The sequence below is a fragment of the Mitsuaria sp. BK041 genome (assembly GCF_014193085.1).
Classification (GTDB): domain Bacteria; phylum Pseudomonadota; class Gammaproteobacteria; order Burkholderiales; family Burkholderiaceae_C; genus Roseateles.
Genome location: NZ_JACHYT010000001.1, coordinates 3366611 through 3393090 on the forward strand (window position 1 = coordinate 3366611; position 26480 = coordinate 3393090).

The 26480-nt window shown below is 70.5% G+C and carries 25 protein-coding genes; 6 read left to right on the forward strand and 19 right to left on the reverse strand.

Going from position 1 to position 26480, the window contains the following annotated elements:
* Positions 1–4: 4 nt before the first annotated feature.
* From FHT38_RS14170 to FHT38_RS14235, 14 genes are all read right to left on the reverse strand, one after another.
* On the reverse strand, positions 5–1198 hold the full coding sequence (locus FHT38_RS14170; RefSeq protein WP_183492151.1) for an acyl-CoA dehydrogenase: 1194 nt from the start codon (positions 1196–1198) through the stop codon (positions 5–7).
* Positions 1199–1264: 66 nt separating this feature from the next.
* Complete coding sequence (locus FHT38_RS14175; protein ID WP_147240687.1) at positions 1265–1702, reverse strand: RidA family protein; 438 nt, start codon at positions 1700–1702, stop codon at positions 1265–1267.
* 13 nt (positions 1703–1715) lie between these two features.
* Entirely contained in the window at positions 1716–2162 is a 447-nt protein-coding gene (locus FHT38_RS14180; RefSeq protein WP_091732553.1) for a thioesterase family protein, read from the reverse strand.
* A gap of 10 nt (positions 2163–2172) precedes the next feature.
* Positions 2173–2886: an ABC transporter ATP-binding protein gene (locus tag FHT38_RS14185; protein WP_404935713.1), complete on the reverse strand. Its 714-nt coding sequence runs from the start codon at positions 2884–2886 to the stop codon at positions 2173–2175.
* Entirely contained in the window at positions 2883–3767 is an 885-nt protein-coding gene (locus FHT38_RS14190; protein WP_183492152.1) for an ABC transporter ATP-binding protein, read from the reverse strand. Before FHT38_RS14190 ends, FHT38_RS14185 begins: the two co-directional genes overlap by 4 nt.
* On the reverse strand, positions 3760–4806 hold the full coding sequence (locus FHT38_RS14195) for a branched-chain amino acid ABC transporter permease (RefSeq protein WP_183492153.1): 1047 nt from the start codon (positions 4804–4806) through the stop codon (positions 3760–3762). Before FHT38_RS14195 ends, FHT38_RS14190 begins: the two co-directional genes overlap by 8 nt.
* A 4-nt stretch (positions 4807–4810) precedes the next feature.
* Complete coding sequence (locus FHT38_RS14200; RefSeq protein WP_183492154.1) at positions 4811–5731, reverse strand: branched-chain amino acid ABC transporter permease; 921 nt, start codon at positions 5729–5731, stop codon at positions 4811–4813.
* Positions 5732–5750: 19 nt separating this feature from the next.
* Positions 5751–6896, reverse strand: a complete 1146-nt coding sequence (locus FHT38_RS14205) for an ABC transporter substrate-binding protein (protein ID WP_255488813.1) — start codon at positions 6894–6896, stop codon at positions 5751–5753.
* A 164-nt stretch (positions 6897–7060) separates the two neighbouring features.
* On the reverse strand, positions 7061–8695 hold the full coding sequence (locus tag FHT38_RS14210; RefSeq protein WP_183492156.1) for a benzoate-CoA ligase family protein: 1635 nt from the start codon (positions 8693–8695) through the stop codon (positions 7061–7063).
* 10 nt (positions 8696–8705) lie between these two features.
* Complete coding sequence (locus FHT38_RS14215) at positions 8706–9857, reverse strand: acyl-CoA dehydrogenase family protein (RefSeq protein WP_183492157.1); 1152 nt, start codon at positions 9855–9857, stop codon at positions 8706–8708.
* 7 nt (positions 9858–9864) lie between these two features.
* Positions 9865–10704 carry an enoyl-CoA hydratase family protein gene (locus FHT38_RS14220; RefSeq protein ID WP_183492158.1) on the reverse strand — a complete coding sequence of 280 codons (840 nt, stop codon included), beginning with the start codon at positions 10702–10704 and terminating at the stop codon, positions 9865–9867.
* A gap of 103 nt (positions 10705–10807) precedes the next feature.
* Positions 10808–11323 (reverse strand): MarR family winged helix-turn-helix transcriptional regulator, encoded by a 516-nt coding sequence (locus FHT38_RS14225; RefSeq protein WP_183492159.1) that lies wholly within the window; start codon positions 11321–11323, stop codon positions 10808–10810.
* Positions 11323–12111 (reverse strand): SDR family NAD(P)-dependent oxidoreductase, encoded by a 789-nt coding sequence (locus FHT38_RS14230; protein ID WP_183492160.1) that lies wholly within the window; start codon positions 12109–12111, stop codon positions 11323–11325. Before FHT38_RS14230 ends, FHT38_RS14225 begins: the two co-directional genes overlap by 1 nt.
* A 56-nt stretch (positions 12112–12167) precedes the next feature.
* Positions 12168–14516 (reverse strand): bifunctional salicylyl-CoA 5-hydroxylase/oxidoreductase, encoded by a 2349-nt coding sequence (locus FHT38_RS14235; protein WP_183492161.1) that lies wholly within the window; start codon positions 14514–14516, stop codon positions 12168–12170.
* Positions 14517–14738: 222 nt separating this feature from the next.
* Here FHT38_RS14235 and kynB point away from each other — a divergent pair, with 222 nt between their 5' ends.
* The 5 genes from kynB to FHT38_RS14260 all read left to right on the forward strand — a co-directional run bounded on the left by kynB (position 14739) and on the right by FHT38_RS14260 (position 20153).
* On the forward strand, positions 14739–15374 hold the full coding sequence (gene kynB, locus FHT38_RS14240; RefSeq protein ID WP_183492162.1) for an arylformamidase: 636 nt from the start codon (positions 14739–14741) through the stop codon (positions 15372–15374).
* Between the two features lie 74 nt (positions 15375–15448).
* Complete coding sequence (kynU, locus tag FHT38_RS14245) at positions 15449–16753, forward strand: kynureninase (RefSeq protein WP_183492163.1); 1305 nt, start codon at positions 15449–15451, stop codon at positions 16751–16753.
* Complete coding sequence (gene kynA / locus FHT38_RS14250) at positions 16750–17652, forward strand: tryptophan 2,3-dioxygenase (RefSeq protein ID WP_183492164.1); 903 nt, start codon at positions 16750–16752, stop codon at positions 17650–17652. Before kynU ends, kynA begins: the two co-directional genes overlap by 4 nt.
* A gap of 121 nt (positions 17653–17773) precedes the next feature.
* The gene (locus tag FHT38_RS14255; RefSeq protein WP_183492165.1) at positions 17774–19591 is read left to right on the forward strand and encodes an aminopeptidase P family protein; all 1818 of its coding nucleotides are present in this window, start codon (positions 17774–17776) and stop codon (positions 19589–19591) included.
* A gap of 361 nt (positions 19592–19952) precedes the next feature.
* Complete coding sequence (locus FHT38_RS14260) at positions 19953–20153, forward strand: hypothetical protein (protein WP_091732506.1); 201 nt, start codon at positions 19953–19955, stop codon at positions 20151–20153.
* A gap of 62 nt (positions 20154–20215) precedes the next feature.
* Here the strand turns inward: FHT38_RS14260 and FHT38_RS14265 are convergent, their stop codons facing one another.
* The 4 genes from FHT38_RS14265 to FHT38_RS14280 form a co-directional block, all read right to left on the reverse strand.
* Positions 20216–21064, reverse strand: a complete 849-nt coding sequence (locus tag FHT38_RS14265) for a LytTR family DNA-binding domain-containing protein (protein ID WP_091732503.1) — start codon at positions 21062–21064, stop codon at positions 20216–20218.
* Positions 21061–22158, reverse strand: a complete 1098-nt coding sequence (locus FHT38_RS14270; RefSeq protein ID WP_183492166.1) for a sensor histidine kinase — start codon at positions 22156–22158, stop codon at positions 21061–21063. Before FHT38_RS14270 ends, FHT38_RS14265 begins: the two co-directional genes overlap by 4 nt.
* Positions 22159–22339: 181 nt before the next feature.
* Complete coding sequence (locus FHT38_RS14275) at positions 22340–22594, reverse strand: hypothetical protein (RefSeq protein WP_091732496.1); 255 nt, start codon at positions 22592–22594, stop codon at positions 22340–22342.
* Positions 22595–22742: 148 nt separating this feature from the next.
* Positions 22743–23249: a hypothetical protein gene (locus FHT38_RS14280; RefSeq protein WP_183492167.1), complete on the reverse strand. Its 507-nt coding sequence runs from the start codon at positions 23247–23249 to the stop codon at positions 22743–22745.
* A gap of 247 nt (positions 23250–23496) precedes the next feature.
* On the opposite strand from FHT38_RS14280, the gene FHT38_RS14285 reads away from it, so the two are divergent.
* Positions 23497–25761: a bifunctional (p)ppGpp synthetase/guanosine-3',5'-bis(diphosphate) 3'-pyrophosphohydrolase gene (locus FHT38_RS14285; protein ID WP_183492168.1), complete on the forward strand. Its 2265-nt coding sequence runs from the start codon at positions 23497–23499 to the stop codon at positions 25759–25761.
* Positions 25762–25844: 83 nt separating this feature from the next.
* On the opposite strand, the gene greB is transcribed toward FHT38_RS14285, so the two are convergent.
* The gene (gene greB / locus FHT38_RS14290) at positions 25845–26414 is read right to left on the reverse strand and encodes a transcription elongation factor GreB (RefSeq protein WP_091732486.1); all 570 of its coding nucleotides are present in this window, start codon (positions 26412–26414) and stop codon (positions 25845–25847) included.
* Between the last annotated feature and the right edge of the window lie 66 nt (positions 26415–26480).

Genomic DNA, 26480 nt, shown 5'->3' on the forward strand with positions numbered 1-26480 from the left:
CCGTTCAGAACGCCGCGATCCCCGTCTGCGCCCGTCCCAGGATCAACGCGTGGATGTCGTGCGTGCCCTCGTAGGTGTTGACCACCTCGAGATTGACCAGGTGGCGCGCGATGCCGAACTCGTCGCTGATGCCGTTGCCGCCCAGCATGTCCCGCGCGGCGCGCGCGATCTCCAGCGACTTGCCACAGCTGTTGCGCTTCATGATCGACGTGATCTCCACCGCCGCCGTGCCCTCGTCCTTCATGCGCCCCAGCCGCAGGCAGCCCTGCAGGCCCAGCGTGATCTCGGTCTGCATGTCCGCCAGCTTCTTCTGCACCAGCTGGTTGGCGGCCAGCGGCTTGCCGAATTGCTTGCGGTCCATCGTGTACTGCCGCGCGGTGTGCCAGCAGGCCTCGGCCGCGCCCAGCGCGCCCCAGGCGATGCCGTAGCGGGCGCTGTTCAGGCAGGTGAACGGGCCCTTCAGGCCGCGCACCTCGGGGAAGGCGTTCTCCTCGGGGCAGAACACCTCGTCCATCACGATCTCGCCGGTGATGGACGCGCGCAGTCCCACCTTGCCGTGGATCGCCGGCGCGCTCAGGCCCTTCCAGCCCTTCTCCAGCACGAAGCCGCGGATCTGGCCGCCGTCGTCCTTGGCCCAGACGACGAACACGTCCGCGATCGGGCTGTTGGTGATCCACATCTTGCTGCCGCTGAGCGAGTAGCCGCCCTCGACCTTGCGCGCCCGCGTGATCATCGACCCCGGGTCCGAGCCGTGGTTCGGCTCGGTCAGCCCGAAGCAGCCGATCCACTCGCCGCTGGCCAGCTTGGGCAGGTACTTGCGCTTGGTCGCCTCGTTGCCGAACTCGTGGATCGGCACCATCACCAGCGAGCTCTGCACGCTCATCATCGAGCGGTAGCCGCTGTCCACGCGCTCGACCTCGCGCGCGATCAGGCCGTAGCAGACGTAGTTCAGACCGGCGCCGCCGTATTCCTCCGGAATCGTCGGCCCCAGCAGGCCCAGCTCGCCCATCTCGCGGAAGATCGCCGCGTCGGTCTTCTCATGCCGGAAGGCCTCCAGCACCCGCGGCGCCAGCCGGTCCTGGCAGTAGGCCCGCGCCGCGTCGCGCACGGCGCGCTCGTCGTCGCTCAGCTGCTGCTCCAGCAGCAGCGGATCGTCCCAGTGGAATGCGGCCTTCGCGGCCTTGGATGCTTGGCTCATGATGTCTCTTCCGTTCCTGTTGATGTGACTGCGTCTCCCGGGACGCGGCGCAGGCTGGGACCGATCCTAGTCCCGCGCCGGCACCACCGCCGTCACCTCGATTTCAACCTTCGCACGATCCTCGATCAGCCCCGCCACCTGCACGGCGGTCATCGCGATGCCGTACTCGCTGCCCAGCACCTCGCGGTAGGCCTGCCCGACCTCGCGGCCGCGCGCGACGTACTCGCGCTTGTCGACCAGGTACCAGGTCATCCGCGCAATGTGCCTCGGCTCGGCGCCGGCCTCGGCCAGCACCGCCTTGATGTTGATCAAGGCCTGCCGCACCTGGTCGACGAAATCGTCGCTCTCGAACTGGCACTGCCCGTTCCAGCCGATCTGGCCGGCGACGAAGACCTGCGTGCCGACCGCGGCCACGCCATTGGCATAACCGCGCGGCGCGGCCCAGGCCGCCGGCTGCAGCAGGCGCTTGGCGGCGGGGGTGTTCTTCTCGTTCTCGTGGCTCATCGTCGTGACTCCTCTACTGCTCGGACGATTGATGGGATTGCTGCGCCTGGACCGCCCGCACCAGCGCGGCGCGGACGTCCTCGGGAAAGGGCTGGGACTGATGCGTCTCCAGCGAGGTGCACACCAGCACCTGGCCGAAGCTCACGCGCGCGCCGTCGGCGCCGTCGAAGCGCACCCGCAGCGACAGCGAGCTGCGCCCCACCCGCTCGATCCACAGCCGCTGCGTGAGCCGGTCGCCCTGGCGGCTGATGCGCTCGAAGTTGGTCTGCAGCTGCACCGTGGGCAGGCCAATGCGACGCGGGCCCAGCAACTCGGCGTACGACACGCCCAGGCCCTCGTTGAACCAGTCTTCGACGAAGGCGTTCAGCAGCTCGTAGTAGCGCGGGAAGAAAACGATGCCGGCCGGGTCGCAATGACCGAAGCGGATCAGCACCTCACGCTCGAAGGCGGCATTCGTCACATCGTCCTCCTCAGACGCCCAGATGGCGGTGCCACACGCCGTGATCGGCCGCCAGCGCCGCGGAGTCGCCCCGCCAGACGACCTGGCCACGCTCCACGATGCTGTGCCGGTCGGCGAGGCGGATCAGCCGCTTCACATACTTGTCGACCACCAGGATGGTCTGGCCCGCCTGGCGCAGCGTGTCCAGGCAGCGCCAGATGTCCTCGCGGATCAGCGGCGCCAGGCCCTCGGTGGCCTCGTCCAGCACCAGCAGCCGCGGATTGGTGACCAGCGCGCGGCCGATGGCGAGCATCTGCTGCTCGCCGCCGGACAGCTGCTGGCCGAGGTTGGCCGCGCGCTCCCGCAGCCGCGGGAACAGCGCGAAGACCCGCTCGACGCTCCACGGCTCGGCCGCGCGGCAGCGGTTGGCCTCGAAGGCCTGCAGGTGCTCCAGCACGCTGAGGTTGGGGAAGACCTGGCGCCCCTCGGGCACGATGGCCAGGCCCAGCCGCGCGATGCGGTCGGCGCGCCAGCCGGTCACGTCCTCGCCGGCGAAGCGGATGCGTCCGCCGCTCGGCGCCAGCCAGCCGGTCAGGCAGCGCAGCGTCGTGCTCTTGCCCATGCCGTTGCGGCCCAGCAGCGTCGCGACCTCGCCCGGCGCGATGCGCAGGTCGAGGCCGAACAGCACCTGGCTGCCGCCGTAGCCGGCGCGCAGGCCCTCGATCTCGAGCAGTGCGTCGCTCATGCACCCTCCTTCGCCGGGTGGCTCCGGGCCGACGGGCCGGCCGCGTCCGCCGCATCCATCGCGTCCGCCCGGTCCGCGGCCTCCGCCTCGTCGCCGAGGTAGGCCTGCCGGACCGCCGCGTCGTTGCGGATCTCGTCCGGCGTGCCGGTGGCGATGACGCGCCCGCTCACCAGCACCGACACGCGGTCGGCGAGCCGGAAGACCGCGTCCATGTCGTGCTCGACCAGCAGCAGCGTCAGCCGCTGCGCCTTCAGCGCCGACAGCAGCTCGACCATGCGCGCCGACTCGTCCGGCCCCATGCCCGCCATCGGCTCGTCCAGCAGCAGCAGCCGCGGCCGCGCCGCCAGCGCCAGCGCGAGTTCCAGCTGGCGCTGCTCGCCATGCGCCAGCGTGCCCGCGACGCGGTCGGCCGTCGCCGTCAGGCCCACCAGCGCCAGCATCGCCTCGGCATCGGCATAAGCGGCCTCGTCCGCGCGCGCCGGACGCCACCACGAGGGCGCCACCGGCCGCCGCGCGAGCACTGCCAGCACCACGTTGTCCAGCACGGTGAAGCGCCGGTAGATGCTGGTGATCTGGAACGAGCGCACCAGGCCGACGCGCACGCGCTGCGGCATCGACAGCGCGGTGACGTCCTCGCCATCGAAGAACAGGCCGCCGCCATCGGGCGCCAGCGCGCCGGAGATCTGGTGGATCAACGTCGTCTTGCCGGCCCCGTTCGGGCCGATCAGCGCATGGGTCTCACCGGCGCGCACCTCGAGGCTGGCCTCGTCGGTCGCGGTCAGCGCGCCGAAGCGCTTCACCAGGCGATGCACCTGCAGCAGTGCGAGCTCGGGCAAGCGCGACGGCGACGCCCTCGACAGGTCGTGCAGGACCTCAGGCATGCGCGGTCCCCTTGGACCGGGCGCGCCTGCGCCCGACCAGCCCAGTGAGCCCTCGCGGGGCGAAGAGCACGACCACCAGCAGGATCGCGCCGAGCGCGAACTGCCAGTGGATCGTGACGCCGGACAGCAGTTCCTCGAGCAGCAGGAAGGCGGCCGCGCCCAGCGGCCCGCCCCACAGTGCGCCGGCGCCGCCCAGGATCACCATCACCATCAGCTGGCCCGACTGCGACCAGTGCATCAGGTGCGGCGACACCAGGCCGTTCAGGTTGGCCAGCAGCGCGCCGGCCAGGCCCGCGATCGCACCGGCGACGACGAAGGCGGTCCACTGCACCGCGAAGACCCGGCCGCCGGTCGCGGCGACGCGGGTCTCGTTCTCCCGCGCCGCCTGCAGCAGCCAGCCCAGCGGCGAATTGACCAGCCGGCGCAGGCCCGCGAACACCAGCGCGAAGACGCCCAGCGCGACCCAGTAGAACGAGGCATCGTCGGCGAGGCTGAGCGGCAGGCCGGACAGGGTCGAGCGCGCCGCCAGCGGCAGGCCGTCGTCGCCGCCGTAGGCCTTCAGCGAGACCGCCAGGTAATGGAACATCTGCGCGAAGGCCAGCGTGATCATGATGAAGTACACGCCGCGCGTGCGCAGGCTGATGGCGCCGATCACCGCCGCCGCGACGCCCGACACGACCATCGCGGCCGGCCATGCGATCCAGGCCGAGCCGATGCCCGCATCTGCCAGCACGGCGACGGTGTAGGCGCCCAGGCCGACGAAGGCCGCATGGCCGAAGCTCACCAGCCCGCCGAAGCCCAGGATCAGGTTCAGGCTCGCCGCGGCGATCGCGAAGATCAGCACCCGCGTCGCGACCACCGTGTAGAACTCCAGGCCCAGCGCCTGCAGCAGCGGCGGCAAGGCCGCCAGCGCCACCAGCAGCGCCCAGGCCCAGGGGCCCAGGGCGCGATGGTGCAGCAGCGTGTGGCGGGTCGCCACGGGCTCGGTGATCGGCCCGCGGATCGGCCCGGTGATCGGCTCGGTGATCGGCTCTGTCATGGGCTCAGCCTCTCGCGGGGAACAGGCCGCGCGGTTTCCAGAACAGCACCGCCGCCATCAGCAGGTAGATCAGGATCGACGCCAGCGCCGGCCCGAGGTTGGACGCCACCTCCGGCGACGCCACCTGCCGCAGCACCGCGGGCAGCAGCGTGCGCGAGCCGGTGTCCACCAGCCCCACCAGCAGCGCGCCGACCAGCGCGCCGCGGATCGAGCCGATGCCGCCGATCACGATCACGACGAAGGCCAGGATCAGGATGCTCTCGCCCATGCCCACCTGCACCGCCAGCAAGGGGCCCAGCAGCGAGCCCGCCAGCGCGCACAGCGCCGCGCCGACGCCGAAGACCGCGGTGAACAGCCGGTCCGCGGGCACGCCCATCGCGGTGGTCATCGCGCGGTTGGAGGCGCCGGCCCGCACCCACATGCCCCAGCGCGTGCGCGTGACCAGCAGGTACAGCGCCACCGCCACGACCAGCCCCACGCCGATGATGAGCAGCCGGTAGGCCGGATACATCAGCCCGGGCAGCAGCTCGACCGGACCGGACAGCGCGGCCGGCGTGTTCAGCATCAGCGGCTGCTCGCCCCAGATCATGCGCACGCCTTCGTTGAGCATCAGGATCAGCGCGAAGGTCGCCAGCACCTGGCTCAGGTGGTCGCGCTGGTAGAGGCGGCGCAGCAGCGTCACCTCCAGCGCCATGCCCAGGAGCGCGGTGCCCGCGATCGCCACGAGCACGGCGATGCCGAAGGACGCGCCCGCCGCCATCGCCGCCGCGGCCAGGTAGGCGCCGACCATGTACAGCGAGCCGTGCGCCAGGTTGATCAGGTCCATGATGCCGAAGACCAGCGTGAGGCCGGCCGCCAGCAGGAACAGCATCAGCCCGAACTGCAGGCCGTTGAGGGCCTGCTCGGCGACGAGGATGAGGTCCATCGATGCGCGCCCGCCGCCTTCACTTCATCTTGCACAGCGGCGCGTAGGCGTCGGCGTGCTGCTCGAAGATCTTGCCCAGCGTCCGGTTGGTCACGCGGCCCTGCGGGTCCTTGGTGATCACGCGCAGGTAGTAGTCCTGCACCGGGTACTGGTTGTGGTTGAAGCGGAACGGGCCGCGCACCGAGTCGAACTTCGCCGCCTTCAGCGCCTTGAGCAGCGCGGGCCGGTCCTCGACCTTGCCCTTCACGTCGCGCACCGCCGCGCCGATCAGCTGCGCCGCGTCGTAGCCCTGGCTCGCATACAGCGAGGGCAGCCGGCCGTAGGCCTTGAAGAAGTCGGCGACGAAGCGCTTGTTGGCCGGGTTGTCCAGGTCGTGCGCCCAGTGCGAGCTGTTGAACATGCCCAGCATCGGCTCGCCGACCGCCTTGATGACGTCCTCGTCCGCGGAGAAGCCCGGGCCGAAGAGCGTGATGTCCTTGGACAGCCCCGCGCCGACGAACTGCTTGATGAAGTTGATGCCCATGCCCCCGGGCAGGAAGATGTACATCGCATCGGGCTTGGCGGCGCGCGCCTGCGCGAGTTCCGCGGCGTAGTCCAGCTGGCCCAGCTTGGTGTAGATCTCGTCGGCCACCGCGCCCTTGTAGTAGCGCTTGAAGCCGGCCACCGCGTCCTTGCCGGCGGGGTAGTTGGGCGCCAGCACCACGACCTTCTTGAAGCCCTTGTCCATCACCGTCTTGCCGACGGCCTCGTGCAGGTTGTCGTTCTGCCAGGCGACGTTGAAGAAGTAGCGGTTGCACTGCTCGCCGGCGTACTGCGACGGCCCGGCGTTGGCGCTGACATAGGGCACCTGCGCCGCGAAGACGCTGGGGCCGACGGCCAGCATCACGTTGGAGAACACGATGCCGGTCATCACGTCGACCTTGTCGCGCTTGAGCAGCCGTTCGGCCGATTGCTTGGCCACCTCGGGGTTCTGCTGGTCGTCGGCGGTCAGGACCTCGACCGGCAGTCCGCCCAGCTTGCCGCCGCCCTGCTGGACCGCGAGCGCGAACCCATCGCGGATGTCGACGCCCAGGCCGGCGCTGGGCCCCGACAGCGTGCTCAGCATGCCGACCTTGAGCTTGTCGGCGGCCTGCGCCGGCGCCGCCAGGGCGAGCACCGCGCCCATGGCGGCGAGCGCGGCGAGCGCGCGCTGGACAACGGTGGGCTCGTACTGCGGCGACGGCTTCGTTTCGTTCGCGTTCATCGGACGCTCCAGAAAGGCCCCGTGAGGGGCGGGTCGGATGGTCACGCCGGTGCGGCTGGGCGCGGTGGGGATCGCTGCGCGCGGCGTCATGCTTCGCGCAGCCGGAAGCGCTGCAGCTTGCCGGTCTCGGTCCGGGGCAGGCTGGCGCGGAACTCTATCGCACGGGGGTACTTGTACGGGGCGATCGTGGCCTTGACGAAGTCCTGCATCGCCTTGATCAGCGCGGCCTCATCGTCGGCGCCAGCCGCGCCGGGCTTGAGCACGACGAAGGCCTTCACCAGCTGGCCGCGCTCCTCGTCCGGCACGCCGACCACCGCGCATTCGGCGACCGCCGGATGGGCCAGCAGCGCCGACTCCACCTCCGGCCCAGCGATGTTGTAGCCGCCGGAGATGATCATGTCGTCGGTGCGCGCCTGGTAGACGAAGTAGCCGTCGGCGTCGATGAGGTAGGCGTCGCCGGTCAGGTTCCAGCCGTGCCGCACGTACTGGCCCTGCCGGTCGTCGGCAAGGTAGCGGCAGCCGGTCGGTCCCTGCACCGCGAGCTTGCCAACGGTACCCGCCGGCACGTCGCGCCCCGCGTCGTCGACGACGCGGGCGCGATAGCCCGGCACCGGCCGGCCGGTCGCGCCCGGCCGCGCGGTCTCCTCGGTGTGCGAGATGAAGATGTGCAGCAGCTCGGTCGCGCCGATGCCGTCGATCAGCTCGATGCCGGTGGCGTCCTTCCACAGCTGCCGCGTCGCCGCGGGCAGCGCCTCGCCCGCGCTGACGCACTTGCGCAGCGACGCCAGGTCGTGGGACGCCGCCTGCGCCGCCATCGCGCGGTAGGAGGTCGGCGCGGTGAAGCAGACCGTCGCGCGTTGCTTCGCGATCGCGGGCAGCAGCACGTCGGGCGAGGCCTTCTCCAGCAGCACCGTCGACGCGCCGACGCTGAGCGGGAACAGCACCAGCCCGCCCAGGCCGAAGGTGAAGGCCAGCGGGGGACTGCCGATGAATACGTCGTCGGCTTTCGCGCGCAGGCAATGCACCGGCCAGCATCGGCAGATCGCGATCACGTCGCGATGGAAGTGCATCGTGCCCTTGGGCTGGCCCGTCGTGCCGGAGGTGAACGCGATCAGCGCGCAGTCGTCGGACGCGGTGTCGACGTTGTCGAAGCGCTCGGATTGGCGTTCGGCCAAGGCCTCCAGGCCATCGGCCGCTTCGCTGCGGAACAGACAGACCCGCGCCAGCACCGGGCACTGCGCCCGCGCCGTCTCCAGTTCCCCGGCCAGCGCCTCGTCGCACAGCGCATGCGAGATGCGTGCCTTCTCGATGACCTGGCCCAGTTCCTTGGCGCGCAGCAGCGGCATCGTCGCCACCGCGATCGCGCCGGCCTTCATCACCGCGAACCAGCAGGCGGCCATCTGCGGCGTGTTGGCGCCGCGCAGCAGCACGCGGTTCCCCGGCACCACACCCATCTCGTTCACCAGCACGTTGGCGATGCGATTGGCCTGCGCCTGCAGCTCGGCATAGGTCCAGCGCAGTTCGCCGCCGCGCCCGTCGCCGCCGATCACGCAGGCGCGATCGCCCTGCCCCTGCGCGACCCAGCGATCCAGCAGCTCATGCGCGCAGTTCATCCGCTCCGGGAATCGCAGCGCCGGCAGGTCGAAGACCAGCTCCGGCCACTGGTCCAGCGGCGGAAGGTTGTCACGGGCGAAGGTGTCCTGGTGGGCGCTGCGGTGCATGAGGAAGTCCTTATCCGTTCTTCAACAGGTCTCGTCCGATGATCAGCTGCTGGACCTCGCTGGCGCCCTCGTAGATGCGCAGCGCGCGGATCTCGCGGTACAGCGACTCGACGATCTCGCCGCGCCGCACGCCGCGCCCGCCATGCAGCTGCACCGCCGCGTCGATGACGCGCTGCGCGCCTTCGGTCGCCATCAGCTTGGCCATCGCGGCCTCGCGGGTGATGGTGCGACCCTGGTCGCGCTCCCAAGCCGCGCGGTAGACCAGCAGCGCGCTGCTGTCGACGGTGCAGGCCATGTCGGCCAGCTTGGCCTGGGTCAGGGCCAGGTCGGCCAGCGTCGCGCCGAACATCGCGCGCTCCTTGGACTGCGCGAGTCCTTCCTCCAGCGCGCGGCGGGCGAAGCCCAGCGCCGCGGCGGCCACCGAGGTGCGGAACACATCCAGCGTGCGCATCGCCACCTTGAAGCCTTCGCCCGGCGCGCCGACCATCGCGGACTTCGGCACGCGGCAGCGCGTGAACCGCAGCGTCGCCAGCGGGTGCGGCGCGATCACGTCGATGCGCTCGGCGATCTCGAAGCCGGGAAGGCCCGCGTCGACGATGAAGGCGCTGATGCCGCGCGAGCCGGGCGCTTCGCCGGTGCGCGCGAACACCACGTAGAAATCAGCGATGCCGCCGTTCGAGATCCAGGTCTTCTGGCCGTCGAGCACGTAGTGGTCGCCGTCCTCACGCGCGGCGCACTGCATCGCCGCGACATCGGACCCCGCCTCCGGCTCGGAGAGCGCGAAGGCCGCCAGCGCTTCACCGCGCGCGACGCGCGGCAGGTAGGCCTCGCGCTGCGCCGGGGTGCCCATCAGCGAGATCGCGCCCGATCCCAGTCCCTGCATCGCGAAAGCGAAGTCCGCCAGCCCGTCGTGGCGCGCCAGCGTCTCGCGCAGCAGGCAGATGGCGCGGGTGTCGATGGCCTCGCCCTCGCCGGCCACCGCATGCCTCAGCCAGCCGCCGGCGCCGAGCGCCTTCACCAGTGCCCTGCAGCTCGCGTCCACGTCCTCGTGATCGACCGCGCCATGGGCGAGGTGCGTCGCGCACCACGCGTCCAGTTCGCTCGCGAGCGCGCGATGCCGGTCCTCGAAGAACGGCCAGTCCAGGTGCTTCAGGTGATTCATGCCGTCCTCAATCGCCCTTGAATTCGGGGCGCTGCTTGGCGACGAACGCGTGGTACGCGCGGTGGAAGTCCTGCGTCATCATGCAGATCGCCTGGGCTTGCGCCTCGGCCTCGATGGCCTCGTCGACGCCCATCGTCCATTCCTGATGCAGCATCCGCTTGGTCATCGCATGCGCGAAGTTGGGGCCGGCGGCGATCTCCGCGGCCCAGGCCACCGCTTGGGCTTCCAGCGCGTCCGGCTCCGCCACGCGGTTGAAGAAGCCCCACTGCAGCGCCTCTTCACCGCCGAGGCTGCGGCCGGTGTAGAGCAGGTCCGACGCACGGCCCTGACCGACGATGCGCGGCAGCAGCGCGCAGGCGCCCATGTCGCAGCCGGCCAGGCCGACGCGCGTGAACAGGAAGGCCGTCTTGCTGCGCGCGGTGCCGACGCGCAGGTCCGAGGCCATCGCCATGATCGCGCCAGCGCCGGCGCACACGCCGTCGATGGCGGCCACGACCGGCTGCGGGCAGGCCCGCATCGCCTTGACCAGGTCGCCGGTCATGCGGGTGAAGGCGAGCAGGTCCGGCATCGACATCTTCGTCAGCGGGCCGATGATCTCGTGCACGTCGCCGCCGGAGCAGAAGTTGCCGCCCGCGCCCTGAACGACGATCGCGTTCACCTCGTCGACATAGGCCAGCGTGCGGAACAGGTCGCGCAGCTCGGCATAGGACTCGAAGGTCAGCGGGTTCTTGCGCTCGGGACGGTTCAGCGTGATCACGCCGACCTCGCCCTCCTGCCGCCACGCGAAGTGGCGGGGCTCGAAGCCCTTCAGGCTGCGCCGGTTGCCGCTGATGAGGTGTTGATCCATCGATTCGTGCTCCTTGATTCGTTCACTGGCGCCGATGCGCCGCATCGGCCACCGGCCTGTTCATCGCTCCGCGCCGCGTGGCGCCATGGCCTGCATCCGCCGCTCATCGGCGCGCGGCGTCCAGCTGCGCGAGGTGGCCCTTCAGCCCCGCGAGCAGCGCGTACACCTGGGTCTTCTCCTCGGTCGACCAGCCGGCCAGCAGCTCGACGATCCAGCCCTCGTGCGTCGCCGCCATGCGCTTGAACTGGCGCCGCCCGGCCGGCGTCAGCCGCACGGTCACGCTGCGCCGGTCCGACGGATGCGGCTCGCGCACGACCAGCCCCTCGGCCTCGAGCTGGTCGGTGATGCCGGTGACGTTGCCGCCGGTGACCATCAGCCGCTGGGACAGCTCGCGCATCGTCAGGCCGTCGGGGCTGCGCTCGAGCTGCGCCAGCAGGTCGAAGCGCGGCAGCGTCGTGCCGAAGTCGTTGCGCAGGCGCTGGCGGATCTGGTCCTCGATGCGCGTCGTGCAGGCCAGCAGGCGCAGCCACAGGCGCAGCGCCTGATGGTCGCCATCGTGCAGCCGCGACTCCAGGTCGGGCACGAGCTCGGGGCCCAGGTCCTCGTCGCTGTCGCGCATCACATCACCTCCCCGCCGGCGACCGCGATGGCCTGGCCGGTGATGGATCCGCTGTCGCGCCGCGCCAGCCAGGCGACCGAGGCGGCGACCTCCGCCGGGTCCACCAGCCGGCCCTGCGGATTGACCGCCGCCAGCTCGGCCCGGGCTTGCTCCGGCGTGCGGCCGGTCTTGGCGACGATGGTGTCGATCGCGCCGGCGACGATGTCGGTCTCGGTGTAGCCGGGGCAGACCGCGTTGACGGTCACGCCCTTGCGCGCCGTCTCCAGCGCCAGCGCGCGCGTCAGACCGAGCACGCCATGCTTGGCCGCGCAGTAGGCCGCGACATAGGCGTAGCCCTTCAGCGCGGCGGTGCTCGCGACATTGACGATGCGGCCGAAGCGGCGCTCGCTCATCGCCGGCAGCACCTCGCGGCTGCACAGGAAGCTGCCGGTGAGATTGACGTCGAGCAGTCGCCGCCAGGTCTCCAGCGAGGTCTTCGCGAACGGCGCGGTCTCGACCTGGCCGGCGTTGTTGACCAGCAGGTCGACCGGCCCGGCGGCCTTCACCGCCGCGGCGAAGGCCTGGCGCACGCTGGCCTCGTCGGCGACGTCGCAGACCTGCAGCTCGACCGACGGACCGCCGTCGACGCTGAGCCGGTCGCGCTGGGCCTGCAGCCGATCCAGCCGGCGCCCCATCAAGGTGAGGCGCGCGCCGTCGGCGATCAGCGCCTGCGCGATCGCGGCGCCGATGCCGGAGCCGCCGCCGGTGACGACCGCATGCAGTCCTTCGAGGGGATACGGGTTGCTCATGCCGCCTGCCTGTCCATCGTTGCTCGAATGCCCATCGCTGCGCCGCGTCCCGCCGCTCAGACGCCGAGCGCCCGGTTGGCCTGCTCCTGCGCCGCGGCGCCGCCGCCCATCGCGCGCTGGCGTTCGAAGTCGCGTTCCATCTGGCTCTTGCCGGACAGGTACTGCACCGGCCAGTCCAAGCCCGGGCCCAACAGATAGCCGATGCGCGCCGCCTCGGTCAGCGTCCAGGCCGGATTGGCCAGATGCGGCCGCGCGACGGCGCACAGGTCGGCACGCCCGGCCGCGATGATGCTGTTGACATGGTCCGCCTCGGAGATCGCGCCCACCGCGATCGTGGCGATGCCGGCGCGGTTGCGCACGCTCTCGCTGAAGGGCGTCTGCCACATGCGGCCGTAGACCGGCTTCTCGCGCTTGCTGACCTGGCCGGACGAGACATCGATCAGGTCGGCGCCCGCGGCCTTGAAGGCCTCGGCGATCGCGACCGCGTCCTCCGGCGTCGTGCCGCCGGGCACCCAGTCGTGCGCGGAGATGCGCACCGACATCGGCTTATCCGCCGGCCAGACCGCGCGCATCGCGGTGAAGACCTCGAGCGGATAACGCAGCCGATGCTCCAGCGTGCCGCCGTAGTCGTCAGTCCGCTGATTGGTCAGCGGCGACAGGAAGCTCGACAGCAGGTAGCCGTGCGCGCAGTGCAGCTCCAGCCAGTCGAAGCCGGCCTCGGCGGCCCGACGGGTGGCGGCGACGAAGTCGGCCTTGACGCGGTCCATGTCGTCCCGCGTCATCGCGCGCGACCACTGGCTCACGCCCTCCAGGTATTGCTGCGGCGAGGCCGAGATCAGCGGCCAGTTGCCCTCGTCCAGCGGCTGGTCGATGCCCTCCCAGGCGACGCGGGTCGAGCCCTTCGCGCCGGCATGGCCGAGCTGCATCGCGATCTTGGCGGTGGAGCTCGCATGCACGTGGTCGACGATGCGCCGCCAGCCGTCGCGCTGCGCGTCGTTCCACAGGCCCGGGCAACCGGGCGTGATGCGGGCATCCGGCGAGACGCAGGTCATCTCCGCGAAGACCAGGCCCGCGCCGCCCATGGCGCGGGCGCCCAGGTGCGCGAGGTGGTAGTCCGCCGGCTGGCCGTCGACGCACGAGTACTGCGCCATCGGCGAGACGACGACCCGGTTCTTCAGCGTCGTGCCGCGCAACGTGAACGGCGTGAACATCGGCGGCGCGGCGCGGTCCAGGCCCGAGCGGCGCGCCAGCCAGGCCTCGTATTCGCCGACATAACGCGCATCGCGCAGGCGCAGGTTCTCGTGCGAGATCCGCTGCGAGCGCGTCAGCAGCGAGTACGCGAACTGCTCCGGCGCCAGGCGCGCGTGGCGGTCGACGTTCTCGAACCATTCGGTCGAATTGCGCGCCGCGTTCTGGATGCGCAGCACCTCGATCGAGCGGGTGGCTTCGTATTCGTCGAGCGCCGAGGACAGGCTCTCCACGCCGCCACCGTGGCGTTCGATGTCGCGGGCCAGCGCGATCGCATCCTCCAGCGCGAGCTTGGTGCCCGAGCCGATCGAGAAATGCGCCGTGTGCGCCGCGTCGCCCATCAGCACCACCGGCGCGCGGCCGTTGTGATGCACCCAGCGCTTGCAGACCACGCGAGGGAAGCGGATCCACTGCGCGGATCCGCGCAGGTGCGCCGCGTTGGAAATCAGCGGATGGCCGTCCAGCACCTTGGCGAAGAGCCGTTCGCAGAAGGCGATGCCGTCCTCCTTGCTCATGTCCTCCAGGCCGGCGGCCTTCCACACCGGCTCGGGCGTCTCGACGATGAAGGTCGAGTGCGTCTCGTCGAAGCGGTAGGCGTGCGCCTGGAACCAGCCCCATTCGGTCTTCTGGAAGTCGAAGGTGAAGGCGTCGAAAAGCTTGGTGGTGCCGAGCCAGACGAAGCGGCACTGCCGCAGGTCGATGTCGGGCTGGTAGGTCACGGCGTACTTCTGGCGCAGGCGGCTGTTGAGGCCATCGGCCGCGATGATCAGGTCGGCATCGATGCCGGCGTCGTCGATGACCTCGGTCTCGTAGCGGATCGCGACGCCCAGTTGCTCGCAGCGATCGCGCAGGATGTCCAGCAGCTTGCGGCGGCCGATGCCGCAGAAGCCATGCCCGCCCGAGACCATGGTGCGGCCGTCGATGTGGACCGCGATGTCGTCCCAATGGTTGAAGGACTGCAGGATCTGCTCGGCGGTCTGGGGATCGGCCTCGCGCAGCGCAGCCAGCGTCTGGTCGGAGAACACCACGCCCCAGCCGAAGGTGTCGCCGGCGCGGTTGCGCTCCAGCACCGTGACCTCATGGGCGGGATCCTGCCGCTTCATCAGCAAGGCGAAGTACAAGCCGGCGGGGCCGCCGCCGATGCAGGTGATGCGCATGTTTCCGAGGCCCGCTCGCGCCGGCCGATGACTGCTTGACGGGAGCACTTTAGGCATTGATAGTTGAGGTGTCAACGATCTGGATAACCCTGAGCCCATCGGCGTCGTGAGGCCGGGCGGCTTGCGGAAACGATGCCGCCTTGTTGGAATTAACCGACACCACGGCCTCCGACCCGGCGCTAAGGTGCGCGCCGTCGTGCCCAAGGCCGGCAGGAGCAACAGATGAAGTCAACACGCCCGTCCCTGTGGGACATCTCGCCGGTGGTGGCGCCCGACGCGCCGATCTTTCCCGGCGACGAGCCCTACGCGCTGAAGTGGACCGCCCGGCTGTCGCCGGAGTGCCCGGTGAACCTGAGCGCGATCACGATGTCCCCGCATGTCGGCGCGCATGCCGACGCCCCGCTGCATTACGCCGACGGCGTCGCGAGCGCCGCGGAAGTCGCACTCGATCCCTACCTCGGCCCCTGCCGCGTGATCCATGCGATCGGCTGCGGCCCGCTGATCCGCGTCGAGCACCTCGAGCACGCCGCGCACGACCTGCCGCCGCGCGTGCTGGTGCGCTGCAACGAGCGCGCCGACACGGTCTGGAATCCCGAGTTCAGCGCCTATGCGCCGGAGACCGTCGAGTGGCTCGCGGCGCGCGGCGTGAAGCTGATCGGCCTGGACACGCCCTCGGTCGATCCCGCCACCAGCAAGACGCTGGACAGCCACCAGCGCCTGCTGCGCCTGGACCTGCGCGTGCTCGAGAACCTGGTGCTCGACGACGTGCCCGAGGGCGACTACGAACTGATCGCGCTGCCGCTGAAGCTGGCCGGCGCCTGCGCCTCGCCGGTGCGCGCGGTGCTGCGCTCGCTGTGAGCCGGGCCGCCGATCCTCGCGCCGCCGCCATCCCCTTCCCTTCCACCTTCCCCTTGCATTGGTCTGGAACCCCCATGACGACAAGACAAGATTGCCTGGCCCTGGACGCCGCCGATCCGCTGGCGACGCTGAAGGACCAGTTCTCGCTGCCCGCGGGCACGCTCTACCTCGACGGCAATTCGCTCGGCGCGATGCCCAAGGCGACCGCGGCCCGCGTGCAGCAGGTCATCGCGGACGAGTGGGGCCGCGACCTGATCAAGAGCTGGAACACCGCGGGCTGGATGGACCTGCCCGGCCGCATCGGCGACAAGATCGGCCGGCTGATCGGCGCCGCGCCGGGCGAGACCATCGTCGCGGACTCGACCTCGCTCAACCTCTACAAGGTGCTGAGCGCGGCGCTGCGCATCGTCCAGGCCGATGACGCCGCGGGTCGCCGCACGATGATCGTGTCGGAGCGCAGCAACTTCCCGACCGATCTCTACATCGCCGAGAGCCTCGCGCAGCAGCACGGCATGACGCTGCACCTGGTCGATCAGGTCGACGAGATCCCCGCCCTGCTGAACGACCGGCTCGCGGTGCTGATGCTGACCGAGGTCAACTACCGCACCGGCCGCAAGCACGACATGAAGGCCGTCACCGCCGCGGCGCACGCCGCCGGCGCGCTGACCGTCTGGGACCTGGCGCACTCCGCCGGCGCGATCCCGGTCGACCTGAATGGCGCCGACGCCGACTTCGCCATCGGCTGCGGCTACAAGTACCTCAACGGCGGCCCTGGCGCGCCGGCCTTCGTCTGGGCGCATCCGCGCCATGCGGACCGCTTCTGGCAACCGCTGTCGGGCTGGCTGGGCCATGCGGCGCCATTCCAGTTCACCTCGAACTACGCGCCCGCCGCCGGCATCAAGCGCTACATCTGCGGCACGCCGGCGATCCTGTCGACGGCCGCGCTCGAGTGCGGCGTCGACACGCTGCTGGCGGCCGAGCCCTTCGGCGGCATGGGCGCGCTGCGCGAGAAGTCGATCGCGCTGACCGAGCTCTTCGCCCGCCTGGCCGAGGAACGCTGCGGCGCGCAGGGCGTCCACGTCGTCTCGCCGCGCGAGGCCGCGCTACGCGGCAGCCAGGTCTGCCTGGCGCTGAAGGCGCCACTGCATGAGGCGGGCTACGCCGTCGTGCAGGCACTGATCGAGCGCGGCGTGATCGGCGACTTCCGCGCCGGCGATCCCGCACGGCTGGACCAGGTGCCGCACATCCTGCGCTTCGGCTTCACGCCGCTGTACATCGGCTTCGCCGACGTGTGGGACGCGGTCGAGCATCTGCACCAGGTGCTGGCCAGCGGCGAATGGCGCGAGGCGCGCTTCAACACCAAGGCGGCAGTGACATGAGCTGCCCGATGGGACACGGCACCGGCGCCGTCACGGGAACCGGCGCGGGCGACACCCCGGCGCCGGGCGGCGAGGCGATCGTGCGCGAGGAAGGCGCGCAGCTCGACTTCTCCAAGGACATGAGCTACGGCGACTACCTGCACCTGGACAAGGTGCTGAGCGCGCAGCATCCGCTCTCGCCCGACCACAACGAGATGCTCTTCATCGTCCAGCACCAGACCTCGGAGCTGTGGATGAAGCTGATGCTGCACGAGCTGCAGGGCGCCGTCGCCCACGTCGCGGCCGACCAGCTGCCCGAGGCCTTCAAGATGCTCGCGCGGGTGTCGCGCATCATGGAGCAGCTGGTGCACGCATGGGACGTGCTCGGCACGATGACGCCGCCGGAGTATTCGGCCATCCGACCCTACCTCTCGAGCAGCAGCGGCTTTCAGAGCGCGCAGTACCGGCGCATCGAGTTCATGCTCGGCAACAAGAACGCCGCGATGCTCAAGCCGCATGCGCATCGCGCCGACCTGCTGGCCCAGGTGCAGGCCGCCTATGAGGCGCCGTCGCTGTACGACGAGGTGCTGCGCCTGATGCAGCGCCGCGGCATCGCGGTGCCGGCTGCGCGCCTGGACCGCGACTGGACCCAGCCCTATGCCGCCGACGACGGCGTGAAGGCCGCCTGGCTGGAGGTCTACCGCGACCCCAAGGCGCACTGGGACCTGTACCAGATGGGCGAGGAACTGGTCGACCTCGAGGACGCCTTCCGGCTCTGGCGCTTCCGCCACGTCACGACGGTGGAGCGCGTCATCGGCTTCAAGCGCGGCACCGGCGGCACCGGCGGCGTCAGCTACCTGCGCAAGATGCTGGACGTGGTGTTGTTCCCCGAGCTCTGGGCGCTGCGCACGGAACTCTGAGCGCACCGCCGCCGCGCCGGCGGAAGGAAGTCATGGGGGCCCCGCTTCTACAATCGACGGCTTCGGCGCGCGGCTGACCCGGCCGCCGCGCTTCATGCCCGTCAACCCGTCGAGGCCCGCCATGGACACCCGCCTTTCCGAGATCAAGCTGCGCATCGCCAAGCTGCGCGACGCGCTGCGCAACGCCGGCGCCCACGCCATCCTGGTCCCCTCGGCCGACCCCCATCTCTCCGAATACCTGCCGCGCCGCTGGCAGGCGCGCGAGGTGCTCTCCGGCTTCACCGGCTCGATGGGCACGCTGGTCGTCACGCTCGACGACGCGCAGCTCTTCGCCGACAGCCGGTACTGGACGCAGGCCGAGCGCGAACTCGCCGGCAGCGGCATCGCGCTCTTCAAGATTCCCTCCGGCGCATCGGTGCAGCACATCAGCTGGCTGGCGGAACGCCTGCAGCCGGGCCAGACGCTGGTCGTCGACGGCCAGGTGCTGGGGCTGGCGCTCGCGCAGCAGCTGCGCTCGGCGATGGGCGCCAAGGGCGTGCGCATCGACACCACGCTCGACCTGATCGACCACGCCTGGGACGAGCGCCCCGGCCTGCCCGACGCCCCGATCTACGAGCACGCCGCACCGCAGGCCACCGTCAGCCGCGCCGACAAGCTCCGGCAGGTCCGCGAGGCGATGACGCGGCACGGTGTCACCCACCACCTGATCTCCAGCGTCGACGACGTCGCCTGGCTGTTCAACCTGCGCGGCTCGGACGTCAGCTACAACCCGGTGTTCCTGGCGCACGCGCTGCTCGACGCCAACGGCGCGACCCTGTTCGTGCAGCCCGGCAAGATCGACGCCGCGCTCGCGCAACGCCTGGCCACCGACGGCGTGCGCATCGCCCCCTATGCCGATGCGCGTACCACGCTCGGCGCGCTGCCCGCCGATGCCCGGGTGCTGATCGATCCGCGGCGCGTGACCCTGGGCCTGCGCGAGTCGCTGCCCGCGACCGCCACCATCGTCGAGGCCATCAACCCCAGCACGCTGCTCAAGAGCCGCAAGAACGCCGCCGAGGCGCAATTCGTCCGCCAGGCGATGGAGCAGGACGGCGCGGCGATGTGCACCTTCTACGCCTGGTTCGAGGCGGCGATGGCCCGCGGCGAAGCGATCTCCGAGCTCACCATCGACGAGCGCCTGAGCGCCGAGCGCGCCAGACGACCCGGTTTCGTCGGCCTGTCCTTCCCGACCATCGCCGGCTTCAACGCCAACGGCGCGATGCCGCATTACCGCGCGACCGAGGACGCCTTCGCCCGGATCGAAGGCGACGGCCTGCTGCTGATCGACTCCGGCGCGCAGTACCTGGGCGGCACGACCGACATCACCCGGGTGTGGCCGATCGGCCGCATCACCGACGACCACCGCCGCGACTACACGCTGGTGCTCAAGGGCACGATCGCGCTGTCGCGCGCCGCCTTCCCGCGCGGCACGCTCAGCCCGATGCTGGACGCCATCGCCCGCGCCCCGCTGTGGGCCCATGGCCTGGACTACGGCCACGGCACCGGGCATGGCGTCGGTTACTTCATGAACGTGCATGAAGGCCCGCAAAGCATCTCCAAGGCCGTGCCCGACGCCAACATGGCGATGGAGCCCGGCATGATCACCTCGATCGAACCCGGCCTCTACCGCCCCGGCCAATGGGGGGTGCGGATCGAGAACCTGGTGCTGAACGTGTCCTTCGACACCCCCGAGAAGGGGCAGTTCGGCGAGATGCTGGCCTTCGAGACGCTGACGCTGTGCCCGATCGACACCCGCTGCATCGCGGTGGCGCTGCTGTCGGACGACGAACTGGCCTGGCTGAACGCCTATCACGCCGAGGTCCGCCGCCGCCTGGCGCCGCTGGTCGATGGCGAAGCCCTGGCCTGGCTGAACACCCGCACCGAGCCGCTGAACCGCTGAGCCGCAGCGTCGCTGCGCCGCTGACCGCGGCGCCGGTCGCAGGGATCCCGTCCACCTCCTGCGACCGGGTTTGCGACGGAGGGGGCAAAAGCGTGGCTGAGCCGCGCTTTTTTACCCGCGGCCTCGCTGGAAGCCCTTGGGGCCGCCACCTAGACTTGTTGCAGGCTGTCGGCTCGCGTGCCGCTCGATGTCTTCATCGCCGGGGCATGTCCGGTGAACCGGGCGGGCGATCCGACGGCCCTCGCAGAGACCAGGACCAGAGGACTTCGAGGAGCAGGCCATGGATACCAGACTCTCCCAGGCGTGGCACGGTTGGCGCCTCCACGCGCGCGCCGGTTCGCCGACCAACGACGAGCGGTCGATGCATCGCTTTTCCGACGGCGCGATGCACACCGCGCTGATGGCGGCAGTCATCGCGGTGGCCGTGATGGCGGTGGTGCAGATGATCAACGTCGGCGTCCAGATGTGGCAGCTGGAGCCGGTTGTCGTGCAGGGCAAGGCGCAGAACCTGCCGCTGCCGGCGGCGCCCCAGCCGCTTGAACCGGCGCAGCCCTCGCGCTGAACATCGATCCGGCGCCGTGCAGGCGCCGGCCTCGCGTCGACCTCGCGCCGGACCCCGGCGCGCTACATCTGCCGGAACAGATGCAGGTAACTGCGGCTGACCGGCAGCACTTCGGGGCGGGCCTTCAGGTGGAGGTCCGCGGTTTCGTTGGGGCCGCGGGTGACGTGGCTGATCGCATGCAGGTTCACGACCACCGACCGGTGGACCTGCACGAAGCGCTGCGGATCCAGCCGCTCGATCAGTTCGCGGATCGGCGTGCGGATCAGCGCCTCGCCTTCGGCGGTGACCACCAGCGTGTACTTCTCGTCCGAGCGCAGGAACAGGATCTCGTCGACCGGAATCAGCTTCAGCGTCGAGCCGACCGAGGCGCGTATCCACTGCAGCGGGCCGGTGTCGGCCGCCAGCGCGCCGCCGGCGGGCACGGAGAGCGCCGGCGCACGCGCCATCCGGCGCGAGAGTTCATCGATCACCGCCTCGAGCGCCGCCGGGTGCGCGGCCCCCAGCCCCGGACGACCGCCGAGCCGCTCCTTCAAGCGCCCGATCGTGTCGGCCAGCCGCGCCTCGTCGACCGGCTTGACGAGGTAGTCGATCGCGCCGCGTTCGAAGGCCTGCAGCGCGTATTCCTCGAAGGCGGTGACGAACACCACCTGCGCCTGACGCGCGATCTGCCGCGCTGCCTCCATGCCGTTGACGCCCGGCATGTGGACGTCGAGGAAGGCGATGTCGGGCCGGTGAAGCTCGAACATCTCCACCGCCTCGCGGCCGTTGCGCGCCTGCGCGACGACGCGCAGTTCCGGCCACAGCAGCGCGAGGCTGCGTTGCAGGCTGTCGCGCAGCAGCGGTTCGTCGTCGGCGATCAGGGCGGTTGGCGCGGTCGACGCGGTCGACACGGGGGGAGCAGCGGCACTCATCTCGTCGCGGGGGTGAAAGTCAGTTCGGCGCGCAGGCCGTGCGGGCGATTCTCGGTGAGCGCCAGGGCCGCGCCCAGGCCGTAGAACAGCGTCAGGCGCTCACGCAGGTTGCGCAGCCCGGTGCCGCTGCCCATCGCCTGCGTCATGCCGACGCCGGTGTCGCTGACCCACAGCCGCACCTGGTCGTCGACGCGCTCGCCGCCGACCTCGATGCGACCGCCCTCCTCGCTCGGGTCGATGCCGTGGCGCACCGCGTTCTCGACCAGCGTCAGCAGCGCCATCGGCGGGAAGCGCAGGCTGCCGAGCTCGGGCGGCAGGTCCACGAAAAAGTCCAGTCGGTCCGGCATGCGCAGGTGCATCAACTCGAGGTAGGCGCGCACCAGGCCCAGTTCGTCCGACAGCGTGGTGGCGTCGCCCTGCAGGCGCGGCATCGCGGCGCGCAGGTAGGCGATCAGGCTGCGCAACACCGGCGCCGCCTGCGGCGAGCCGGTTTCCACCAGCGCCCGGACATTGGCCAGGGTGTTGAACAGGAAATGCGGCTCGACCTGGGCCTGCAGCAGGCGCAGCCGGGCGTCCAGCGCCTGGCGTTCCAGCTCGCTGCGCTCCAGCTCGAAGCTGAGCGCCTGGCTGCGGGCTTCGGCATCGCGCTGGCGGTACAGCGCGCCCATGGCCAGCAGCGGGCCGACAACCAGGCCGGAGCCGGCGATCCAGAGGAAGCCGAGCATCCGGGATTCGGACTCGACGAAGCTGGAGAAGTCGCCGCCGACGGCGACCATGTAGACCGCCAGGGTGGCCAGCGGCACGGCCGCCGCGACCACGACCACCTGGAACAGCCAGCGCGCCCACCAGCGCGGCAGCCGGCGCGGCCACTGTCCGGCCGCGGAAAAGGCCAGCAGCGCCAGCATGCCGACGAACATCGTCCGTCCCAGCAGCACCGGGAAGGGCGTGATGAAGATCGGTTGCAGCGCCAGCGCGAAGACGGTGGCCAGCGCGAGCGCGAGCAGGACCCGCTGCGGCGTCAGGTAGGAGACGAAGCCGTGCCAGGCCGGATGCGCCGGTTCGGGCGGGTGGGCGGGAAGGACCGGGGTCGACATGCCCGCACGATAGCGGGGGCGCGGCGGTGAACCAAGGGCGCGGCGGGTCTCGCGCGACGAAGCACGGGTTGAGCCGCTTGAGCCACGGGCGCCGGGCCGGCAATCGCCCGCTCACGCTGGGCCGCTGGCGCGGCCACGCGGGGGAGCGTGGCGAGGAAGTCCTCGAACAGCGCGTCGGCCTTCATGCGTACATCCCGATGCGGCACATCACCGCTTCCTTGCCTGCGCTGATCGCGAAGCGCAGCGCCTCGGCCGGCGTCGCCCAGCCGTAGCCGCCGGCCAGGTTCTCGTCGCGGAAGGCCTCGCGCTTGTTCAGCGCCGGCGTGCCCTCGACCCGCATCACCACGACCGCGGCCACATAGCCGAACTGGCGCGGGCGCTCGATCGCCCCGGCATAGATGCGGTAGTCCCCGGTCTCGACTTCGGCGAAGTGCATGGCTGACTCCTTGAACGCGCAGCGGCCGGTGAGGCCGCGATGGAGTCAACTTTGCGCGCTGGAACGCGCACTGCCTACCCGACTGAGGAGGGCCCTCGGAAGGGGGAGGTCTCGACGAGCCCCCCTTTGGAGCGAAGCTCCCCGTGGATCAGAACTGCTTGTTGGCGATGGCGGTGTACTCGCGCAGCTCGGCGTCGACGACGCGCTTGGGCGGCACGTCCGCCGCGCGCTGGCCCAGGGTCGGATGGACGACGTCGTAGGCCCGGCGCTCGGCCGGCGAGATGACGCCGTTCTGGTCCGAATCGGCCTCGGCGTAGACCAGGTTGGGCACCAGGCTGATCGGCTCGGGGAATTTCTCCGGCTCCTCGGCCGCCAGGGACACGGTCTGCGTCGCGGCGGGCTGGGTGGGCGGCGCGGCGGTCACGGGCTGCGAGGTCGCGGTCTGCACGGCCGTGGCCGGACCGGTCGCCGCCTGGGCCGGCGCGGCGGCGCCCGACGCCGCCAGGCTCGCCGCCTGCGGCGACAGGCTCACCACGGCGGACGCCTCGGCCTGCGAGGTGGTCGAGGGATCATCGGCTTCGCGCACGCGTGCCGACTGCCCGGTGGTCGCACCGGGACCATTCGATGTCGTTATGTTGTTCAGGGCAGCAATCATGGCGAGCCTCCCAGGAGGTTTCCGCACATTTCGGCCAGCGGACGCCGGACCCGGAGCGCATTCCGGGTCGAAGCCCCTTCAGGGCATGTTCGGTTTATCGGCGGGCGATCTCCGGACTTTAGGCCTCGATTCCAGGGAATCGCACTTTCTTGATAGGTGAAAACCCTCAGTCTGGCGACGCGCGGGCGCGTGGAGGCTCAAGTCCACTCGTCGGAAACCCCTGCTGCCATCGGTTAAATTTCCACGCATGGGTCTCCGCTCCTTCGCCACCGCTCACATCCCCGGCCTGACGGGCCTGGCCGGTTCACGAACCGCGCCGGACACGGCCGCCGAGGCGTCGTCCTTCGACGCGCTCGTGGACCGCCTGCATTACCTGCCCAAGGCGGACGTCAAGCGCATCCGGGAGGCCTACAAGTTCGCCGACGAGGCCCACCTGGGCCAGTTCCGCGCCAGCGGCGAGCCCTACATCACCCATCCGATCGCGGTGGCCGGGCTGTGCGCCGACTGGCGCCTGGACGCGCAGGCCATCATGGCCGCGCTGATGCATGACGCGATGGAGGACTGCGGCGTCACCAAGACGGAGCTGATCGAGCGCTTCGAGGCGCCGACGGCGGAACTGGTCGACGGCCTGACCAAGCTGGACAAGCTGCAGTTCTCGACGCGCGAGGAATCGCAGGCCGAGAGCTTCCGCAAGATGCTGCTGGCGATGGCGCGCGACGTGCGCGTGATCCTGATCAAGCTGGCCGACCGGCTGCACAACATGCGCACGATGCAGCACATGGCCTTCGACAAGCGCCGCCGCATCGCCCGCGAGACCCTGGACATCTACGCGCCGATCGCCCACCGGCTGGGCCTCAACGAGATCTACCGCGAGCTGCAGGAACTCTCCTTCCAGTACATCCATCCGTGGCGCCACGGGGCGCTGGCCAAGGCCGTGACGAAGGCGCGCGGCCACCGCCGCGACCTGGTCGCGCGCATTGAACGCGACGTCCAGAAGGCCTTCTCCGAGGCCAACCTGCGCGTCGAGATCCAGGGCCGCGAGAAGACGCTGTTCAGCATCTACAAGAAGATGCGCGAGAAACACCTGAGCTTCGCGCAGGTCAGCGACATCTTCGGCTTCCGCGTGATCGTGCAGGACCTGCCCCAGTGCTACTGGTCGCTGGGCGTGCTGCACCAGCTCTACAAGCCGCAGCCAGGCAGATTCAAGGACTACATCGCCATCCCCAAGCCCAACGGCTACCAGTCGCTGCACACGACGCTGGTCAGCCCGCTGGGCACGCCGGTGGAATTCCAGATGCGGACCGAGGCGATGCACATGGTCGCCGAGAAAGGCGTGGCCGCGCACTGGCTCTACAAGAGCAAGGGCGACGCCAAGGGCGCGCAGCAGCTGGGCTCGCGCTGGCTGCAGTCGCTGCTGGACATCCAGGACGAGACCCGCGACGCGACCGAATTCCTGGAGCACGTCAAGATCGACCTGTTCCCCGACGCGGTCTACGTGTTCACGCCCAAGAGCAAGATCATGGCGCTGCCCAAGGGCGCGACGCCGGTGGACTTCGCCTACGCGATCCACTCGGACGTCGGCGACCACTGCGTCGCCGCCAAGGTCAACGGCGAGCCGGTGCCGCTGCGCACCGAGCTGCGCAGCGGCGACGTGATCGAGATCGTGACCGCCGCGGGCGCTCGTCCCAATCCGGCCTGGCTGAGCTTCGTGCGCACCGGACGTGCGCGCTCCAAGATCCGCCATTTCCTGAAGAACCTGGAGCAGGAGGAATCGCGCGAGCTCGGCCACAAGATGCTGGCCCAGGCGCTGCGCGCCGAGGGCCTGGCACTGCCCAGCCTGAAGGAAGAGGACGAGGCCGCCGCCGCGCTGTGGCAGGACCTGGCGCGCTGGGCCGGCAACCGCCATGTCGACGAACTGCTCGTCGAGATCGGCCTGGGTCGCAAGATCGCCACCATCGTGGCCAAGAAGCTGGCGCGCACCCTGTCCGACCAGGGGCAGCGTCCGGACGCGGTGCTGCTGACGATGGGCCGCTTCGCCACCGACGACGCACCGGCCCAGGGCCAGGTGCTGCTGGACGGCAGCGAAGGCGCGTCGGTGCGGCTGGCCACCTGCTGCCGGCCGATCCCCGGCGACGACATCAAGGGCTACCTGGGCCGCGGCGAGGGCCTGGTGGTGCACACCGCGGAATGCTCGGTGGGCCGGCGGCTGTTCCAGCGCGACAGCGAGCACTGGATCGCGGTCGGCTGGGCGGAGGAACTGACGCGCAGCTTCGAGGCCGAGGTCGGCGTGCTGATGCGCAACGGCAAGGGCGTGCTCGCGCAGATCGCGACGGCGGTCAGCAGCGCCGAGGCCGACATCACCCACATCGCCATGAGCGACGACTCGCAGCAGCGGGAGACGGCGGAAATGACACTGCTGCTCGCGGTGCGTGACCGGCTGCATTTGGCCGACACCCTGCGCACGCTCAAGCGCTCGAGCGCGGTGATGCGGGTCTGGCGCGTCAAGCCGTGATCGCGCCCTGACCAAGCGCGCGGCAATCGGAGCATGCGGGCCTCAAGGCCCGCATGCCTCCGCTTTCGGCCGACGGCCGCGAGTCAGGCGCCGGGCTTTGGATAACGGACTTCGACGACCTCGATCGTCTCGACGCCGACCGGCGTAACCAGCTGCAGTTCGTCGCCCTCGCGCGCCTTGAGCAGCGTGCGCGCGATCGGCGACACCCAGCTCACCTCGCCCGCGAGGCTATCCGCCTCGTCGATGCCCATGATGGTGATGGTGCGCTCCTCCCCCTTGGCATTGGCATAGGTCACCGTCGCGCCGAAGAAGACCTGGTCGCTGCCGTGGTGCGCGCTGGGATCGACGACTTCCGCGATGTCCAGCCGCTTGGTCAGGAAGCGCAGCCGGCGGTCGATCTCGCGCAAGCGCTTCTTGCCGTAGAGGTAGTCCCCGTTCTCGGAACGATCGCCGTTCTTCGCAGCCCAGGAGACGGTCTCGACGATCTTGGGCCGCTCGACATCGAGCAGCTGCATGAACTCCGCCCGCAAGCGCGCGTAGCCCGCCGGCGTCATGTAGTTGCGAGAGCCCTTGGGCAGCGCCGGCAGCGAGGGGCCGTCGTCCTCGTCGTCGTCCGGGGCGGCGTCGTTTTCCTTGGTGAATGCCTTGCTCATGGGGTTGGATTGTGTCGCCCTTCCACGGTGGCCGCGCGAGGGACGACGGAGCCCCGCGCGCGAACG